Source organism: Maribacter sp. (assembly GCF_039974175.1).
Classification (GTDB): domain Bacteria; phylum Bacteroidota; class Bacteroidia; order Flavobacteriales; family Flavobacteriaceae; genus Maribacter_C.
In genome coordinates this window covers 451132-470378 of the sequence record NZ_JBDWJN010000003.1, presented here as the reverse complement: position 1 = coordinate 470378, position 19247 = coordinate 451132, and the positions used below count along the sequence as shown (strand labels likewise).

Sequence of the window (19247 nt, the reverse complement as noted above, 5' to 3'; positions counted from 1 at the left end):
TTAAAAAAGAAAACTATGTCAGCACTTGTTGTTCTATTCAATCTAAAAGATGATTCCGCAAAGGAAACGTATGAAAATTGGGCGAAAACCACTGATGTTCCTACAGCGTCAAGTATGGCTTCTGTAGATGATTTCAAAGTTTTTAGGTTAGGCAATATTATGGGTACCGAAGACCCTTCGCCCTATCAATATTGTGAAGTGTTACAAATCAATGATATGGCAAAATTAGGTGAAGAAGTAGGCTCTGAGGCGATGCAGAAAGTCGCTGCCGAATTTCAAACTTTTGCTGACAACCCTATGTTTATCGTTTCAGAACAAATTGCATAAGTCATGTATAATTTAAAGGGAAAAACAGCTATTGTTACAGGTTCAGGTCGTATTGACGGTATTGGTGAAGCGATTGTCTTAAAATTGGCAGAGCAAGGTTGTAACGTAGTTGTTACCGATATCGGGCTAAGTAAAGGTGAGCAATTTAGTGAAGAACACATTGGCACCACTGATGATATGGAGACTATTGTCAAGAAAGCCAAGAACAAGGGTGTAAATGCGATAGCTATTGTTTGTGATGTTCGTTTCGAAGACCAGGTTGCCCATTTGGTACAGAAGACCAAAGAGACGTTTGGTAGTTTAGATATCATGGTGAATAATGCTGGGGTTGGATACATTATGGAACCCTTCACCGAATTCAAAGAAGAAAGCTGGGATGCTGTTTTGGATGTAAACCTCAAGGGTGCTTTTCTATGTTCGAAACACGCGGCGATAGCAATGATTGATAAAGGTACAGGCGGTGTAATCATAAATATTGCAAGTCAAGCTGCAAAATCAGGATTCCCTTATGCTGCAGCATATACTTCTTCAAAACACGGCATGATTGGTTTGACGCGTTCAAACGCCGTAGAATTAGGACAATATAAAATACGTGTTAACGCTGTTTGTCCAAATCACATCACTACAGGCTTGGGACATTGGCAGAACAAATTTTTCAGTGACAAATTAGGATTGGAATATGATGACTATTTACAAGCTATCGTTGATAAAAACCCTTTAAAAAGAACCGGACTGGTAGAAGATATCGCCAAAGCAGTTGCCTTCTTGGCATCTGACCAGGCGGATTATATTACGGGAGAAGCAATGAATGTCTCTGGCGGAGAGGAATACCATTAAAAACACAAATACAAACTCAAAAATCAAATTTAGAATTATTGATGGAGTCGGTTTTGAAAATTGGGCGTGTATTTGACACATGAACTTGAAATAAATGAAACTAGGAATAGATATAGGAGGAACATTTACAGATTTTGTATTGTTCGACAACAATAGCAGTCAGCTGTATTTCGCTAAGACTTTAACGACCTATCCTGACCCTACTGTTGGTATTTTCAATGGGGTAAAGGAGATAGAGGAAAAGTTTAATTTTCCGGTTAAAAATATAGATGGAATCGTTCATGGAACAACATTAGTGACAAATGCGGTTATTGAACGTAAAGGTGCTAAGACAGCCTTCATTACTACAAAAGGGTTTGAAGATGTTTTGGAAATCGGTCGTGAAATGCGTTATGATATCTACGATATTTTCTTGACGATGCCTAAGCCTTTGGTTCCGCGCAATTTAAGAATGGGTATTGCTGAGCGCGTCGATATCGAAGGGAATGTGATAACTCCTTTAGATGAAGGAACTTTAAAATCCCTCGCTGATACCCTTAAGGAAAATGGTATTGAAGCTGTTGGCATTTGTTTGCTGAATTCTTTTGCGAATACGTCGCACGAAAAAGCAGTGGGAGCTTATCTTTCTAAGAATGTTCCTGATATGTACTTTAGTTTGTCCTCAGAAATTATGCCTGAAATTCGAGAATATGAACGCAGCTCGGCTACAGCAATGAACGCTTATGTGCAGCCGATTACCGATAAATATTTAAAAGATTTAGAAACCCAATTACGCGAAGCAGGGTTTAATGGTAATATCAATATCATGATTTCCAGTGGGAAGCTGACAACGATTGATGGAGCTCGTAAATCGCCTATTCATTTACTAGAATCGGGTCCTGCTGGTGGGGCCATGGCTGGGGTTTTCTATGGAACGCATCTCAAGGAAGAAAATCTACTCTGTTTTGATATGGGTGGTACAACGGCCAAAGCTTGTGTGATTTATGAAGGGAAACCTGAAATTACAAATCACTTTGAGGCAGGTCGTGTTAAACGCTTCAAAAAAGGAAGCGGGTTACCCGTACGTATTCCGGTAATCGACCTCATTGAAATTGGTGCAGGTGGTGGAAGTATTGCCCGGGTTAATAAAATCGGATTACTTACTGTGGGTCCTGATAGTGCTTCTTCGACTCCTGGTCCTGCATGCTACAATTTGGGCGGAGAAGATCCAACGGTTACAGATGCCGATTTGGTGCTAGGGTATTTGAATGCCGACTACTTTCTTGGAGGAGAAATGAAATTGAGTGTTGAGGCGGCGCGAAAAGCTATTGAAACAAAATTGGCAAAACCATTGGGTATTTCGATAGAAGATGCTGCTATGGGCATCCATAGAATTGTGAATGAGAACATGGCCAATGCTGCACGAGTACACGTTTTGGAAAAAGGAATGGACCCACGTCATTTCAATATGATAGGTTTTGGTGGAGCAGGACCAGTGCATTCTTTCGGAGTGGCGAAATTGTTGAATACGAAACGTTTGATTATTCCTGTAGGAGCCGGGGTAACTTCCGCTTTAGGATTTCTAGTGTCTCCTGTGGCCAGCGAAAAAATACACAGTCACATTTCAGAATTGAATGTTTTAGATTGGAATGAAACGAATACCTTTTTAGCTGAGATGGAGCGTGATGGTTACGAGTTCTTGGCAAAATCAGGAATTGCAAAAGAAGAAGCTACAGTGCAACGTGTAGCTGAAATGCGTTATTATGGTCAGGGTCATGAAATTACAATTGAACTGCCTGACGGCGAATTGAGTGAGAGCAGTATTTTGGAAATTGAAAAGCGTTTTGTGAGGGAATATGAATTCCGTTACAACCGCTCAATTGATGGTATGCGAATGGAAATGGTAACCTGGCGCGTAGTTGTGCAGGGGCCAATTCCTGAAATGAAGGTGAAACAATTTTCCACAACTGCAAGTGATGCAGAAGCGTATAAAGGAACGCGCAAAGTTTATTTTGAAGAAACCGGATATTTAGATTGCCCGGTGTATGACCGCTATGCCCTAAAACCCCATGAAAAGTTTGAAGGGCCTGCAATTATTGAAGAAACTGAAAGTACGACAGTTATCGGCCTCAATAGTACTGTTCAAGTAGATAACGACAAGAACATTCTTATCGATTTAGATCAATAAAATGAAGTACGATATTCTTATAGTAGGTGCTGGCACGGCTGGAATGAGTTGTGCAATTACTGCTGCGCAACGCGGATTAAAAGTCGGAGTGGTTGAGAAATCTGACCATGTTGGCGGAGCGATGCATTGGTCGGGTGGCCACATGAGTGCTGGTGGAACAAGACTTCAAGAGGAGAAGGGTATCGAAGATTCAGTTGAGAAACACTTGGCAGATATTTATCGAATAAATGGCAAGTCAGGTGATCTCAGCCTCATTGAATTGGCGGTTCTTGAAGCTCCAAAAACCATAGAATGGTTAGACGAATTGGGAATGGAATGGGCTCCTGAATGCCCCCGAATTATTTATGGTCATGTTGCATATGATACCGCTCGTACGGTATACGGACCCGAAAAGGCAATCAGCATCTATAAGGTATTACTTCCCAAGTGGGATGAAGAAGTGGCTAAGGGAAATATCGAATGTCATTTTGAAAATACCTTCGTTGGTTTGGATAAATCTGAACAACGCTTTGATACCGTTATTTGTTTGACAGCTAACGGACCGTGCACCTATGCTACAAATAATATTGTTATTACTTCGGGGGGCTATGGAAGCAATCCCGCATATTTTCAACAAAAACATCCTGGAATTCCTCTGGTGAGTTCGAGCTATCCCACGGCAACGGCTGATGGGCATGTGATTTTGGAAAAACATGGAGGGCAATTCCGGTTTGGAGAATTTCATTTGCCAAGTTTAGGTGGTATGGAGGAGGAAGCTGGTAGTGGCCGGGTTGATTTTAACAAGAACTGGGCGATGGTACTTACGTCTGTATATCGGCAACCTCGAGATATTTACGTAAATGCATATGGCAAACGTTTTATTAGTGAAGATGAGGTTAGCCCGGAGACAAGAGAGCTCGCGACCATGCAACAGCCAGATTGGTGTTTCTGGGTAGTTTTTGATGAAACTGCTTTGAATTCACCAGACGAAAATGGCAATCACAATCCGATAATGATTGGTCGTTCTGTGGAAGAAATGAAGGAGGAAGCGACAAGAAGTAATGCTTTATGTATGGCAAATACAATTGAAGAACTCGCTAACAAAACGGGATTGCCTTTTGATAATCTTAATCAGACGATTTGCGATTACAACAGTATGGTCGATACAAAAGAAGACCCTGATTTTGGGCGGAGGTATTTAGAAGACCCAATTAAGACAGCGCCATTTTATGCCCTAAAAGTGCATGCGTCGGTATTGGTAACTTTTGGTGGAATTAAGGTGAATAAGGAATTGCAAGTACTGGATTCAGATGGAGAACCTATGCCAGGTATTTATGCCGCAGGAGAGGTATTAGGATTAGGAGCCACCAGCGGCAGCTCATTTTGCAGCGGCATGGCGATTACGCCGGCACTGGGCTTTGGAAGAATTTTAGGAAGAACTTTATCATAAACAAAAGAATCAAACTAGTTTTTGTGTAGCACATCGAGTTTTAAGGAAATAGAGCCTTATTAGGTTAAGATTTTCCCAATAGGAATTCAATTAGACACAAAAATTAGTTAACTTAGTTAACTAATTTTATAACATGCAACAAACGGCAACAACTTTCGACCCGATAGCGCTCAGCATTCTATGGTCTAGACTAATAAGTATTGTTGATGAAGCTGGTACAACTTTGCAGCGTACTTCGTTCTCTACTGTTACGCGTGAGAGCAATGACTTTGCGGTAGTACTAATGGATAAAAAAGGACGTTCTATTGCTCAATCTAGTGTTTCCGTACCTTCTTTTTTAGGGGTTTTACCGATTTTGACAAAAGCCCTTTTGAAAGACTATTTTCCGGAAGATACGTGGAACGAAGGTGATGTTGTTATGACGAATGACCCCTGGCTATGTGCTGGTCATAAACCTGACATTGGTATAGTTTCACCAATTTTCTACCAAGAAAAGTTAATTGGCTTTATTGGTACAATAGCTCATTCACCAGATATGGGTGGACAACTTTGGGGAGCAGGTACGCGCGACCTCTATGAAGAGGGATTGATGGTGCCGCCGACCAAACTAATTTCTGAAGGAAAACCAAACGAAACACTTTTCAATATCTTAGAACACAATGTGCGTGCCGCCGACCAGACTGTGGGCGACATTCGTGCCCAGATCGCGGCAAACGACCAGGGCATTAAGTCATTGATGAAGTTGATGCATGAAAATGATTTGACAGACCTTCAAGATTTGGCAGACGCGGTTATTGATTCTTCTGAAAGAGCTATGAGAGATGCACTTTCGGCTGCTCCTGACGGAAGTTATCATTATTCTTATGATACCGATGGAGATGGTAGAGGTGTTGGTTGTCATTTCGAAATAACCATCACTATAAAAGGAGATGAAATAGTAGCAGATTATACAGGAACCTCAGGTGCTCACTATATGAGTATTAATGCCGTATTAAACTACGCCTTTGCTTATACCGCTTACCCTATAAAGTGTGCCTTCAGTCCTGATGTTCCAAACAACGATGGGTCGTTTTACCCAATCACGGTCACGGCGCCGGAAGGTTGCTTGGTAAACGCTCAAAAACCGTCACCTTTGGGAGCACGAAACATTACCGGTAATATGCTACATTCTGTCGTTTTCGGAGCTTTGGCAAAAGCGGTTCCCGACCAAGTGCAAGCCGATTGTGGTAGCGCTTGTTGGTGCATTGTATTGAATGGTGAACATAAAGGAAAGGAGTTTGTTGAATACTTCTTCTTAAATGGAGGATACGGCGCGAGACCCAATATGGATGGTGAACACGCACTAAGCTTTCCAACTAACGTGGCCAACGTACCCATTGAGGTTTTAGAAACCGATGTAGCTGTATTGGTAACGGAAAAATCACTGCTTCCTAACTCGGCTGGTGGAGGTGAATTTAGAGGAGGTTTGGGGCAACGATTTAGCTTCAAGAACATCGGAGATAAACCGATAAATGTTTCTATGGTTGCTGAAAAGACGGTTACAGCTTCAAAAGGAATCTTAGGTGGAGAAGACGGGTCTATGGGTTCTGTAAGGATTGTTCCTGAACGCGAATTTCCATCCAAAGGATTAGGAAAGTTACATCCAGGTGAAGAGTTGATTTTGACCTTACCCGGAGGAGCGGGTTATGGCAACCCTTCCAATAGAGATAAGGCGGCGATCGATGAAGACAAAATTTTAGGATATATTAGTTAATGAGATTCCCTTGTTAATATGAATAAAAAAAGCATTTAGTTATGGCTAAAAATTTAACACCAGTATGGAACAAAATGGCAAAACACGCCATGCTACCAGAAACTAGACACGACGAGAGGGCGCGTTATAATTTCTTGTCGAATTTAAACAAACATCTGGCTCATGTTTCTCAAGGTAACAAAGTGGCTTTTGAAAAGAGGGTAGAGCCTGCCTTTGAGAAGGAGTATGGTAGACCAATAAAAGACCGTCATGAGCTGAAAGAGGCCATTAGTAAAGATGCGCATTATCAAATATGGTCCTCCTTGAGAAGATGTACTATGGAAATGCGTCAACAAGCTGGGCGTTCTATGGTGCTTCGACAAGCAGAAGAATTGGCCGAGAAGGCAAGAAAATTAAATGAAGGTAAATCCACCTTGATTTTAAATCCCGACGTTGAAGTTCCGGCCTATTTAATGGCAGTTGATAATCACCTAATGCCAGGCAGCTACCATACTGAATTGATTGAAGGTGATGTTACTCCAGCGGCAAATTATGACTCTGGAGTTTTTGTGACTACTGCGGGACTACTAGGAAGATATAACGATGGCGGAGGAAAGGCAATAACCAGTTGGTTAAAGAAAAACCACCCAGAATTCAAACCCAAACGAATTTTAGACATCGGCTGCGGAATGGGACACAATGTCTTACCTATAGCAAAAGCATATCCTGATGCGGAAATAATAGCAATAGATACCGGAGCTCCTATGTTGCGTTATGCACATGCGCGTGCAATTGATTTAGGTATTCAGAACGTTACATGGATTCAAGCTGATGCGGCCAAAACAGAATTTGAGGATGAGTCCTTCGATTGGATTCAGTCTACTATGTTTTTGCATGAGACAGGCGGAAAATCGATCTATACAATTATGGAAGAAATATATCGAATGTTAAAACCTGGAGGCCTGACGCTACATATAGAACAGCCTCAATACACAGATGATATGAGCTTGTTTGAAAAGTTCATTCGTGATTGGGATGCTTATTATAACAGTGAACCGTATTGGTCAAAAATGCACGATATTGACCCTGCTGAATTGATGTCAGAGTCCGGATTTAGAAAAGAAGATTTTATGCAAATTGGAGCGAAAGCTGAAAACGATTTGGTTGAAGGCGGTGAGAACGCTGATGAACCTGAAGATTATGGTCGTTCACCAATTTGGAATGTATTTGGAGCCTTTAAAAAGTAAAACAAAATGATAGACCACATCAAGTTGGCATCGGCCAAGTCAAAAGGAAAACGACCGTATTTTCACAACGATCCTGCGGTTGAACGTGTCTTAAATATAACCATGGCGGTTGCCGGTGAGTTAGCCGTTATGCGAGAACGCATGGATAGCATTGAACGCCTTTTAGAGAAAAAGGGATTGGTAACACGCCAAGAAATTGAAGACTTTGTTCCTGAGAATGAGAAGCAAGAAACGCAACGACAAGAATGGCATAGCGAGTATATTTCAAGAATACTTCGAATAGTACAGCAGGAACAAGAGGAGCTTGAAAACCCAGACAAGGACTTGGAAGAGATTGCCAACGATATCAACAAAATGTAATGGGCATTCTTCAACAAAGAATCCGAAAATTTTGGAACGCCATATCAGAACGTGATATGGATGAAATCAGAAGCGGATACTGCCCCGATGAAGACACCTATGTAGTTTTAGAAGGCCCTCGTTTAGCTACTAAAGGGTTCAATATGATTATGAAAGGGTGGGGAGATTTTGTCACCTCTTCGATTGCCCTGGATAAAATCATTTGGACGGAAGGCCCTTACGAAGAAATAGTTGGTGATATGGGATGGATTAGTGGTGTTACGGACTTGTATATTGCTATAGGTGACAAAGAAATCATGACGACGTTTCGTTCGTCATTTGTAATGAAGAAAATAGATGGTGATTGGAAGATTCGCCATGAACATGTTTCTGCTGCGCATCCTGACCCATACGGAGTCGGAGATTGGCTAAAAAAAGATAAATAACCAACCCATACATTTTATGAAACCCGTTAGGAAAATAGCACTGACCTTTTTTTTAATGGGTTTTTTAGTGTGTCAAGGTCAGCAGAAAGAAGAGAAGGTAAATGCGAGTTCTCCTGAAATGGGGCAATCTTCTAAGACTAAGATAAAGCGTTTAACCGCAACCGTTGAACCTAATCGAAAATTTTCATATCCTGAAAGAGAACTAGAGTATCTCATGCAGATTTGGGAAGGGGAATACGACAATGTTGAGCAGCTTGATTTTGATAAAATACAGCTAAAAGAAGGAGAAGTAGCAAAACATGACAGAGTGCATACATCAGTGCGTCAGTTTCAGAATTCGAACTTCGGGGTAGGTGCTGTTTACATTGAAGAATACAGAAATGACGACCCCACCGCAACTACAAGACAGTGTATATATCAGTTATTGCCTGATGATAAAGAGAAAGCGATTCGAGTTAAAGTATTTCATTTTAAGAAGAGAGCTCCGGTTTTGGCTGTCGATAAACCCTTTGGTGAAATAGCAGCTCTGAAACCTAATGCTAAAAACTTAGTGGAAGGCTGCGAATTATTATTACGAAGAAATGGCAACGGTTTTTTGGCCAAAACAGTGGATAAAAACTGTAATAATAGAGCAGATGGTACGGGGAGTATTGATTATCAATTTAGCATTACAGAAAATACGTTTAGATTTCAAGAAATTAAATATAGATCAGGGCAACGTTTGGCTGATGAGAATCAAGTAAGTGCTTACGAATTGGAAAAAGCAAGATGCTTTAGCTGTATGTTAGATTTTCCAAATGACACCAATGGTAGACCAACAGTAACCAAATACTACATTGATATTTTAGACCAAGGCGGCAGCTTTAACTTCACCTATCCAGACGGTCGCAATATGACTTTCGGCATGCGGAACACCTGGTCTTTCGGCATGCACAGAGAAACCTTTGTTATCTATCTCGTTGACGATGTCACTATGAAAACGCTCATCTATTCATGGGGAAATCCTGGAGCTGACCGCATCGGTTTTAACCCAGGTTGGATTCGCGCGCAATGTGATTTGAAGACCCCTAGGAATGTAAAGCTGCAAAAAGAACTAAGGCCGGGTTCGTAATGTAAATTCACAAGAAGATTAATTAAATTAATAGTTAACATAGTTAACTATTTTTTGTATCTTTTCAATCGTAAAAGAAAACAAAACTTTTGTATCAATTAAAAACCATCTTGGAAGTCATTTACAGCGTCGGTGACATGGAAAAGGTAAAAAACTTCTTCTGTGACTACGGAGGGCTATCGGTGGTTGGCGACTATCAGTCTGACAGAACGGTTCTCGATTTTTGGAACTTAGATGCCTCTGCTACGGCAGACGAAAAGCTAATTCGCTTTGAGAATCATGTTGCAGGTTCCCTGCGATTAGTGAAGTATCATGGGGTACAACAATGTCACATTCGTTCTTCACAAAATCCTTGGGATATCGGTGGTATCATGGATATCAATCTGCGTGTTCCTGAAGTGGCTCAGACCTTTGATGAAATACGCGATTTGGGTTGGCATGGCCTCAGCGACCCACTTTTGCAAAAAATGGGTCCGTTCGAATTGTATGACATCTTAATGAAGGGCTATGACGATATCATTATTGCATTTACGCATCGGGTACAACCTCCTTTGGAACTTCCCGAAGGTTATAAAATCCCTTCACATGTATATAATTCCTCGCTTACGGTTAAGAGCTTAGAAGAAACACAAGATTTTTATGTAAACAAATTGGGTTTTTCACTTTTAAACGCATACGAAGTGAAGAAGAATGCTCCGATAGAGAATATGTTTAACATTCCTATGAACATGATTGAAGATGTGACCTGCAAAGCCAATATTTTCTCTTTAGATGGTACGCGTGATGTCATGTTTCAAGCTTGCGAGTTTGAAGGGGTAACCGGCAAAGACTTTTCAAACCTTTCCGTACCCCCGAATAGAGGACTTTTATTGTATCGTTGCGAAGTAGAAAATGTAAAGGTGTATTATGATTCTCTTTTGGAAAAAGGCATTGAAATGCATCAACCCTTACAAGAAATTTTTATTGAACCATATGGCAAAGTAAACTGCTTTGCACTACGAAGCCCCGATGGGGTTTGGTGGGAATTTTTAGAAATAAATACTTAATACTAGAACAATGAAAACAAGAATTACATTACTCTTTAGCTTGGTATGCGCAATTTCTTTGCAAGCCCAAGAAATGAAATTCGAAGGCGAAAAGGCCTTGGAAATCAGGCAAAAAACTACCTGCAATACCCTTGAAGAAGGGAAACCTGTTTACGGGATGTGGGAAGGTAGAATTTACAGCCGTGTACAGGGAGAAAAAGACCGTCACCTATTTAATGTTGTTGGTATCAATGTACGTCAGTGTGATTGTATTGAAGACCCAGTAAGAGGAAAAGGTTTTAGAAGTGTTGGCCGTGAAATCATGATGTATTTGGACCCAGAAACCAATGAAATTATGGACAAGTGGGAAAACCCATGGACAGGCCAGACCGTAGACGTCGTTCATGTTGCCAATGACCCCGTGAGTATGAGAGGATATGTTTATGAAAAGGATGAAGATGGTAAGGTAATTGCCAAAACAAGTTTTCGACAGTATGGCGATGTTGCCGTTACCTCGTATGAAATACCCCTTTTTTACAATAATCCCCTTTCTGGAGATTATCAGAAATACGTTGGGGGTACATATCATGCCATGGAAATCTTCAATACCTACTACAGAGCAGAGGAACTTACAAACTCTAAAATTAGAGATCTTAGCCAATCAAATATCTCATGGCAACGTATGTCACAATGGTTGCCATGGATGGAAATGGGCAGCAGACCAGGATGGATTATTGCCAATGCCACCGGGGAAAGTATTCTAGATAAAGATGGTATTTGGAATAGACTTGAAGTTATTTTGAATGACCGTTATCCGATTTACTTTAATCCTCCAGAAACAGATGACAAAAGACCAAACGAAACATCATGGACGGTGTTCAAAAAGTTTTTAGCAGATAAAGAAGAATCATCCAAAGAAGGAAAAAAATAATTATCGTAGTGGCTATGGCAGCATTAGTAGTTGGGCAGAAGGCTCCTGATTTTAAATTAACGGGTACTGATTTAGAACCCATTACATTAGACAAGTATAAAGGGAGAAATTTAATTTTACACTTCTTCCCCTTAGCATTCACCAGTGTTTGTACAGAGCAATTATGTACGGCAAATGGAGAAGAAAATGACTATGCTTCTTTGAATGCCGAAGTAGTTGGTGTATCAGTTGATTCTCCTTTTGTTTTGGACAAATTTTCGAAGGAGAACAATTTGAATTTCCCACTTGGTTCTGATTTTAATCGAAAGGTGAGTGAAGACTATGGTGTTTTATTCGATGGTGATTTTGCCGGAATGACAGGTTTTTCAATGCGTTCGGCCTTTGTTATCGATAGTGAAGGTGTTATTCGTTATGCGGAAACTACAGATGGAAAATCGTTACCGAGTTTTGAGAACATTAAGAAAACCCTCAATAGTTTAAAAGGATAGTATGTCATGAAAAAAGCGATTAAATTTCTAGTACTGGTACTCTTTTTTGTCATAGCTCTTGGAAACAAACCCGATACCCAAGAAGAGATTAAAACATTTGTTGATTGCGAGGGTTGTCCAGAAATGGTGGTTATCCCATCCGGTTCGGTATATATTGGGTCTTATAAAGAAGAAATAGGAAGAAAAAAGGGAGAACGTGACCGAGTAAAAGCCACCATAGAAAAGCCCTTCGCTATGGCTAAGAACGAAGTGACATTAGCGCAATACCGCACTTTTATGGAAGCGACCAAGTACAAGTCTCACCAGGCTTTCTATAAGGGAGAACCTTTGGTTGGATGTAATTATTTCGACGGAAAAAGTTATGGGTACGTAGCTGAGCATAACTGGAAAAATCCAGGATATCCGCAACGAGATACCGACCCTGTTGTCTGCGTGAGTTGGACAGACGCCGATGCCTATGCCCAATGGTTGAGTAAAAAGACAGGACGCACCTATCGTGTCCCTTCGGCGGTTGAATTTGAATATGCTTCTCGGGCCGGAAGCTCCGCACCTTGGTACTGGGGTACGAATCCTGAGGAAGCTTGTGAATATGCGAATATTGGAGATACCGCATTCGCGGATAAATTTCCAACTAGAGCGTCTTTTCCTTGCACAGATGGATACGTGTTTACCACACGAGTTGGGAGGTTTAAACCAAATAAATTCGGTCTGTATGATATGGTTGGCAATGCTTGGGAATGGACCAGCGATTGTTTTCAAAATGATTTGACCAATGCCCCCATCGATGGTTCTGCCTGGATGAATAATGAGCATAATGCATGTGATGCCAGAACACCAAAAGGCGGAAGCTGGATAAGTGGCGTTGCGTGGAGCAGGGCGGCGGTGCGTTCTCGTGATGGTGCCGACTACAAAAGCTTTATGTTAGGTTTTCGTGTTGCGGCAGAAGTTGAAAAAAACTAGTTTCTGATGAAGTTCATGCTCAATTTTCTCATATTGCTTTTTGCTTCTTCCTATGGTCAAGAGCAACAGCATGAAAGTAATGTGAGTTCGCTTGAGGTAAAGGAAGAAATTTCCGCTGATGTTGATGTACTTTTTAAAAGAAATACATTGTTAGTTGCTGATTTAGAACGTTCGTTAAAAGTGTACAAAGACATATTAGGATTTTCCTTTTCCGGTGAGATTAGTGCTTTGGAAGAGGACTCATACGCTTACGGAATGTTCAAAATTCCAATGGAGGGAAAAATTCGATTTATTGCTTTGAACTCCCCCTCTCAAGAACGCACGATAGCATTAACAGAAGTTACCAATGTGACATGGTCAAAACCGATAAATACCATGCTGTCAAGTTGTATGGTTCTACGCGTAAACGATTTTGAAACTGTGATGCAAAAAATCGAAGGGTTAGGACTAGAAACTAGCGAATTACAAGTGGTAGAAAAGGAAAATTACACGGTTTTAGAGCAAGCTTTTTACGACTTCGACGGTCATTTGGTGGATCTCTATTCAATTAAAACTAAAAAACAATGAAAAATTTAAATCAAAAACTAATGTATGCTTTGGGGCTTTTGGTCCTATTGGCCGCTTGTAAAGAGGAGAAGAAAACAGAAGCTCCTGCAGTGGCGGAAGAAGTAGTAAAAGTAGCTACTACTACAAAAGAACAATTGGCAGAAATCATGGAGTTTTGGCCTGGTAAATTTAACAATGACAACCAGATTGCCAAAGCAAAAGAAGACGGGGAAGCGGTTTGGATGTTTGACGATACGGGCGAAGGTGGTTGGTTACAAGTAGAGTCGCATTATATCAAAGTTGATAACCCAGCAATAGGTGATAACGTTTTGTATGTTGAAGAGTATCGTAACCACGAGCCCGACAGTATTTATCGACAACGTATTTATACCTTAGATATCGATTCTACAGAAACTATTCGCGTTAAAATGTGGCCTTTTAAGGATAAGAAAAAGTACGTTGGCGCATGGCGTAACCCAGCCGTATTGAAAAATATTACTGTAGATGAAATTAATGCTTATCCTGATAAATGTGATTTAATTGTGAAGAAAGATGGCGATGCATATGATATGAATATGAACGGTAAAGATTGCGCTTTTGGTAATAAAGTATTCAATTACCAAGTACGGTTAACCAAAGATGTATTTGCCTATCGTGATAAAATTACCTTGCTAGATACGGGTGAACTGGTAACAACGGCAGCAGATTATGCCTATCACAATCTTGACCGAATAGATTAAAAAGCAATCATGAATAAAACACAATTAAATATTCCAAGTGGAATCGGCCAAGGTGCCTTAACGGGTTACATTCATACCGCAACCCTTTGTACGGTCAATTTAGATCAGTATAAGCACTTTTATGGGGAGGTTATGAAGATGCAAGTAGATGCAGTGCCCTTAACAGATGAAGAAAAGGAAAAGCAGAAAACGTTCTGGAATATTCCTTCTGATATCGATTATGACTTGTACCATTGTTATCGGTCGACCGTACCAAGTTTAATTCAGTTGCGAATTTTACATCTAAAAACGCCAACGCCGCAGATTCACAATAGCTATAGCTCTTATGAACTGGGTTCTTTTTCTTTAGGCTTTCCAACGTCTGATGCCAAGGGAATGGATAAGCGGATGCAAGAATACGGTGTTAAAGCAATGGCACCTATGCAATTGGGTGATATCGTTCGCGCCAATGGTGATGTGGGTCAGTATCTAGAAACCATTTATCAAGGGCCTGATTATCTGCATTGCGTGGGAATTGAGCGTGTAAACTATCCTCAATTAGCACCTTGTGACCCTGATGATGGTTTTGGAGGTCCTGGGTACTCCGCTTTTGTTGCCAAAGATTCTGATGCGGAAGTAACTTTCTTTACCGATGTTTTGGAACATTATATTTTATTTGATTCGGTTTGGGAAGCTGCTGAAGATGGTGCTTTGGGTGTGAATACAGGTACTCCGTTTCGTTTCTGTGGTATTTATGCGAAAGAAGCACAACAAAACCACTACTTGCTCTTAGATTTTAAAGACGGTAATATGATAGATACAGGCGTACAAAGTTGTGTGCCAAATCAAGGTTTGGGAATGTATACTTTTCGTACCAGAGACATCGAAAAAGTAATGGCAAACGCCACAGCCAAGAATATCAAAGTGATTTCCGAAATACAGCAAGTAACCGACTATATTCACGGCGTCGGCAAAGCTTGTCTCTTGGAAACGCCCAACGGACTTTATGTAGAAATTTTTCAAGCGAACTAATGGATAAAATACTAAAACGATTTACCGATATCTTATGCGGCACATTAGATAATGAAGAACAGGTAGATAACGAGCGTGCCGAAGGCAATCAGGTACATCCGTATGCGAAACATGTGACCGATATCTGTGACTCCAAAGTGATTAATCGCCCTGAAGTCCACGAAGGTATTTATGTGCTTGAGGAGAGCTACTACACCTATCCAGGTAAAGAGATGGATATCAAACCACTTATTTTTTATCTGCGCTCTGATGGTAAAAACAAAGTCTTTTTACAATCGATAAAGGCACCTCATTTAGATCCAGCAACAATTACCAATGACAATGACGATTTGGTATTAGACTATAACAAGCTGGAGGTTGGTCCTTTTGGTACTGCTGAATATACACTACAGGTAACCGACCAATTCACAGTAAATCATATTGGTGACATAGGAAACGGAATGACTTTTCAACTTACGGAAACGCTGTCTGACGGGCACTTATCCGTTATGGAAATTGTCCGAAAAGATGGGGTTAAGCTAACACCTTATGACACGCCAATAGATTATGTAAAGATTGAATAACCTTTTTAAAACCGAGCGATTTTGGATACAAAGCAAACAGACGAAACCTTTTTAAAAGTACTTGGAATCGCCATTTTAGGTACTATTCTTTTAATCGTAACCAATGGTATGACCTTTTCGGGTATTACCATTTTTGATGAAGCAATATTAAACGAATTTGGATGGACAAAATCTGAGTTGAAGTTTCGAGATTTGGTGAATTTGGTAGCAGCTTCATTCATAATGCCTTTTGTTGGAGCTATCATTGACAAGTATGGTGTAAAAAAGATGATGATAATTGGTCTGGCCATGATTGCGATCTTATACTACCTATATTCAATGATTCAGACCACCTTTCACATGTATGCCATTCACTTTGCCTTTGCCTTCGCTGTTTCAGGTGCTGGCACTTTGGCTACTATAATAATGGTATCGCAACGGGTAACCAAAAGAAGAGGTACGGCCATAGGTATTGCATTGGCGGGCACTTCTGCAGGTGGTATTATCATTCCCCAAATAGGGAAGCCGTTGTTAGAATCGGTTGGATGGCGCTCTGCTTTTCAATACGAGGCAATTATTCCGATAATTATATTGGTGCTCTTGGCCATTTTTATTAAACCTATCAAGTACAAAAAGGAGGCAAGCTATACGACTGAGAAAGATGAGGAAACGGGCTTGGTAGAATTAAATTTGAAACAAGCATTAAAAACACCAGTTTTCTGGGCGATTTGTTTTGCTGGCATCTGTTGTTTCTACAGTATTATGGGTGTTATCAGTAACCTCTTTTTGCACCTTCGGGAACTCAATTTTTCAGTAGGAGGAGCGGCAAACGCTTTTAGTATTTTCTTTGCAATCATATTAATAGCGAAATTGTCCTCTGGTATAGTAGCAGAATTTATCAACGAGCACAAACTTTTTAAATTACAGGTAGCCATTATGGCTATAGGTACCGTTGGGCTTGCCATGAATACGGAGTCGTTGGTTTGGCCGGCCTTGGTTGCTATAGGTATTGGTTGGGGCGGCCTGTATACACTCCTAAACTATATTATAATCACCACTTTTGGAGTAAAGTCAGCAGGAAAAATCGGTGGAATCATATCTGTTTTTGAAGGTATCGGTTCTGGCGTTGGTGCCTGGTTAACAGGTGTAATTTCAGACCAAACGGGAGATTACAGCACTAGTTTTTGGGTAGTAGTTGTACTGTTGAGTATTGCTTTTGTCATATCTTTCTTTATCAAACCAATAGCTAAAACTACTGAGACAACCCTAGAAGTTTAAAGTCTACTAGCGAGTCTCTGTAGTGGTTTTAAAAGCATAGGTGCTATTTATATAAGCTCATAGAGTAAAATCAAATGCCCATCGAAATCTACAAAGGCCTGTTCGTAGTAAGACTTGCCATCTGTTGTGTCTTTACGAATTTCTAAAGTCTCTAAGCCCAGAGCTTGCAGTTTAGTAATGGTATTTTTTAGGTCTTCCACTTTAATAACGGTGACTGATAGGCGTGGACCGGTGTGCTTAGGGAGGGTAATCCCTTTTATTTCTGTAAGGGCAAAAGTGCGTTCTTGTGTTGGACTGTCTAATGCTACAAAGGTGGCAACCGCCTCTGGGGGGATATTAAAAACAGGGTAGGAATACGAATCGACAGCGGATGTATTGATATAGTTTACCGAAAAGCCTAAAATATCGCGATAGATTTTCAGTGACTTTTTATAGTCTGCGACCACCAAGGTGTTGCGTTTGTATTCAAGCGGCATGAAATGCGACTACTTTTCCATTAGTTGGTAGAGCACAATCAAATGGCCATCAAAATCTACAAAGGCCTGTTCTATAAATGTGGAATACTCATTTTCGTCGGTTTTCACATCCGTAGTTTGAAGTCCTAATGCTCTTATTTTAGCAATTACATCGGCCAAATCATCTACTTTGATAACCGAGGCAGCCATATGTATTCCTTTCTGTTTCGGTAAGGGTACCCCTTTAATTTCCGTGAGGGCGAAGGTGCGTTCTTGTGTTGGGCTATCCAGAGTAGCGAAATTCAAATCTGCCTCTTTAGGAATATTAAATACCGGATAGGAGAATGAATCTTTTTCTGAAGGTTGAATATAATTTATTGTGAATCCTAAAATATCGCGATACACTTGAAGTGAACGGTCTAAATCGGCGACACACAGCGTAATTCTTTTGTATAATAGTGACATAGTTCGAATTTAATGTTTTACCAAGTTGCCTTTTTAGGCGGATTGTATCTACTAATACTATCTATGAGTAGTTTCATTTCTTGACCTGTTTTTGGCAGTTTTTCTTTTTCCAGATCCAAATGATTGATGGGAATTTCTTGAAGGTACTGTTCAAATACTGGATTGGTCATTTTTAAGGCATAGTTGGGAATGGTTCTGTCTTTGCGGAAGGATGCTATAGGTATTTTAGCCTCCACAATACCATCATCTTCTTTGCTGGGATGCTTGGCTAGTATATCCCCATTTGGTCCTACAATGACCGATTCACCCGCATCATAACCCGTACTAGCAGGGAGAGTGAAATTAGCCATAGCCGAATAAAAATCATTGCTCCAAGCTGTAAATACAACATCTTCTTCAGCGAAAAGGGTGGCGGTGCGTAGCATGATTTCCGTTCCACGCATTGCAAAGGCAGCATAGATAAAAGGGTCGAACTGTACAGTACTCACGGCAATGTTTCCAAACTCCGTTTGCAGTACTGGAAACTCTTCTTCTATTCCATACTTTTCGCGGTAGGCGTCGCGTACCCCTTCAATAGTAGTAGTGGTGATTTCGCGATCTTTGTAAATACGTTTGATATTTCGCGATTTCCAAAAGGTCTTGGCAATTTTTCCATCCCGACCCAAGACGGTATTAATACTGAGTATGTGGTCAGGCCATTCTTTATCACGTACGTAGCTTCCGAAAATGACATAGCAATCACAAGCTTTCGCTATTTTTCCAATACGTTCAGTTTCAGGACCGGGAACCTCAATGGTAAAGGGTAGCTTTTCTTGTCGGGTACCAGAAGAATATCCGGTAAGGGGAAATTCATGGAACAGCATGAAATCTGGTTTTTCACCTTCGTTCATGGCTTGCGCTGCCATTTTTTCCATGTAAGACATGTTTTCCTCCAAACCTTCTGTGATGGAAGGAAAACTGGAGAGAGATTTTACACGGGTTTGCATCACTTTGATAACGACCGAATCTTTTTCCAATGGAACTTTGGGATAAGTACCATCAGCTTGTACCAAAACAGTTATTGGTTTTATTGAAGAAGTATCAATTTGTGTTTCGACTGTATTCTCTTTACATGCAGTTGTAAAAAGAAGTAGTTGAGCTATTATGAACAAAAATGTTTTTGTTTTCATGC

At 40.5% G+C, this 19247-nt stretch carries 21 protein-coding genes; 18 read left to right on the top strand and 3 right to left on the bottom strand.

Going from position 1 to position 19247, the window contains the following annotated elements; genetic code table 11:
• Window positions 1–15 precede the first annotated feature (15 nt).
• The 18 genes from ABJN95_RS03125 to ABJN95_RS03040 all read left to right on the top strand — a co-directional run bounded on the left by ABJN95_RS03125 (window position 16) and on the right by ABJN95_RS03040 (window position 17156).
• Window positions 16–327 carry a hypothetical protein gene (locus tag ABJN95_RS03125; RefSeq protein ID WP_348368536.1) on the top strand — a complete coding sequence of 104 codons (312 nt, stop codon included), beginning with the start codon at window positions 16–18 and terminating at the stop codon, window positions 325–327.
• A gap of 3 nt (window positions 328–330) precedes the next feature.
• The gene (locus ABJN95_RS03120) at window positions 331–1164 is read left to right on the top strand and encodes an SDR family NAD(P)-dependent oxidoreductase (RefSeq protein ID WP_348368535.1); all 834 of its coding nucleotides are present in this window, start codon (window positions 331–333) and stop codon (window positions 1162–1164) included.
• Window positions 1165–1258: 94 nt separating this feature from the next.
• Entirely contained in the window at window positions 1259–3331 is a 2073-nt protein-coding gene (locus tag ABJN95_RS03115) for a hydantoinase/oxoprolinase family protein (protein WP_348368534.1), read from the top strand.
• Window position 3332: 1 nt separating this feature from the next.
• Window positions 3333–4760, top strand: coding sequence for an FAD-dependent oxidoreductase (locus ABJN95_RS03110; RefSeq protein WP_348368533.1), 1428 nt, complete (start codon window positions 3333–3335; stop codon window positions 4758–4760).
• Window positions 4761–4893: 133 nt separating this feature from the next.
• Complete coding sequence (locus ABJN95_RS03105; RefSeq protein WP_348368532.1) at window positions 4894–6513, top strand: hydantoinase B/oxoprolinase family protein; 1620 nt, start codon at window positions 4894–4896, stop codon at window positions 6511–6513.
• Between the two features lie 41 nt (window positions 6514–6554).
• Complete coding sequence (locus ABJN95_RS03100) at window positions 6555–7739, top strand: class I SAM-dependent methyltransferase (protein ID WP_348368531.1); 1185 nt, start codon at window positions 6555–6557, stop codon at window positions 7737–7739.
• Window positions 7740–7745: 6 nt separating this feature from the next.
• Window positions 7746–8099 (top strand): hypothetical protein, encoded by a 354-nt coding sequence (locus ABJN95_RS03095; RefSeq protein ID WP_348368530.1) that lies wholly within the window; start codon window positions 7746–7748, stop codon window positions 8097–8099.
• Window positions 8099–8524, top strand: coding sequence for a nuclear transport factor 2 family protein (locus tag ABJN95_RS03090; protein WP_348368529.1), 426 nt, complete (start codon window positions 8099–8101; stop codon window positions 8522–8524). Before ABJN95_RS03095 ends, ABJN95_RS03090 begins: the two co-directional genes overlap by 1 nt.
• Window positions 8525–8540: 16 nt before the next feature.
• Complete coding sequence (locus ABJN95_RS03085; RefSeq protein WP_348368528.1) at window positions 8541–9635, top strand: CpcT/CpeT family chromophore lyase; 1095 nt, start codon at window positions 8541–8543, stop codon at window positions 9633–9635.
• A gap of 89 nt (window positions 9636–9724) precedes the next feature.
• The gene (locus ABJN95_RS03080; protein WP_348368527.1) at window positions 9725–10681 is read left to right on the top strand and encodes a VOC family protein; all 957 of its coding nucleotides are present in this window, start codon (window positions 9725–9727) and stop codon (window positions 10679–10681) included.
• 10 nt (window positions 10682–10691) lie between these two features.
• Entirely contained in the window at window positions 10692–11591 is a 900-nt protein-coding gene (locus ABJN95_RS03075) for a DUF1838 family protein (RefSeq protein ID WP_348368526.1), read from the top strand.
• Between the two features lie 14 nt (window positions 11592–11605).
• Window positions 11606–12079, top strand: a complete 474-nt coding sequence (locus ABJN95_RS03070; RefSeq protein ID WP_348368525.1) for a redoxin domain-containing protein — start codon at window positions 11606–11608, stop codon at window positions 12077–12079.
• A 6-nt stretch (window positions 12080–12085) separates the two neighbouring features.
• Window positions 12086–13039: an SUMF1/EgtB/PvdO family nonheme iron enzyme gene (locus ABJN95_RS03065; RefSeq protein ID WP_348368524.1), complete on the top strand. Its 954-nt coding sequence runs from the start codon at window positions 12086–12088 to the stop codon at window positions 13037–13039.
• Window positions 13040–13045: 6 nt separating this feature from the next.
• Window positions 13046–13606: a VOC family protein gene (locus ABJN95_RS03060; RefSeq protein WP_348368523.1), complete on the top strand. Its 561-nt coding sequence runs from the start codon at window positions 13046–13048 to the stop codon at window positions 13604–13606.
• Entirely contained in the window at window positions 13603–14325 is a 723-nt protein-coding gene (locus tag ABJN95_RS03055; protein WP_348368522.1) for a chromophore lyase CpcT/CpeT, read from the top strand. Before ABJN95_RS03060 ends, ABJN95_RS03055 begins: the two co-directional genes overlap by 4 nt.
• Window positions 14326–14334: 9 nt before the next feature.
• Window positions 14335–15336 carry a hypothetical protein gene (locus tag ABJN95_RS03050; protein WP_348368521.1) on the top strand — a complete coding sequence of 334 codons (1002 nt, stop codon included), beginning with the start codon at window positions 14335–14337 and terminating at the stop codon, window positions 15334–15336.
• The gene (locus tag ABJN95_RS03045; protein WP_348368520.1) at window positions 15336–15899 is read left to right on the top strand and encodes a hypothetical protein; all 564 of its coding nucleotides are present in this window, start codon (window positions 15336–15338) and stop codon (window positions 15897–15899) included. The genes ABJN95_RS03050 and ABJN95_RS03045 overlap by 1 nt, the downstream gene beginning before the upstream one ends.
• Before the next feature lie 21 nt (window positions 15900–15920).
• A complete protein-coding gene (locus ABJN95_RS03040) occupies window positions 15921–17156 on the top strand; it encodes an MFS transporter (protein ID WP_348368519.1) in 1236 nt (411 codons plus the stop codon).
• A 47-nt stretch (window positions 17157–17203) separates the two neighbouring features.
• Here the strand turns inward: ABJN95_RS03040 and ABJN95_RS03035 are convergent, their stop codons facing one another.
• The 3 genes from ABJN95_RS03035 to ABJN95_RS03025 are packed head-to-tail and all read right to left on the bottom strand — an operon-like array spanning window position 17204 to window position 19245.
• On the bottom strand, window positions 17204–17632 hold the full coding sequence (locus ABJN95_RS03035) for a VOC family protein (RefSeq protein ID WP_348368518.1): 429 nt from the start codon (window positions 17630–17632) through the stop codon (window positions 17204–17206).
• A gap of 9 nt (window positions 17633–17641) precedes the next feature.
• Window positions 17642–18076, bottom strand: a complete 435-nt coding sequence (locus ABJN95_RS03030; RefSeq protein ID WP_348368517.1) for a VOC family protein — start codon at window positions 18074–18076, stop codon at window positions 17642–17644.
• Between the two features lie 17 nt (window positions 18077–18093).
• Window positions 18094–19245, bottom strand: a complete 1152-nt coding sequence (locus ABJN95_RS03025) for a nitrilase-related carbon-nitrogen hydrolase (RefSeq protein ID WP_348368516.1) — start codon at window positions 19243–19245, stop codon at window positions 18094–18096.
• Window positions 19246–19247: the final 2 nt, after the last annotated feature.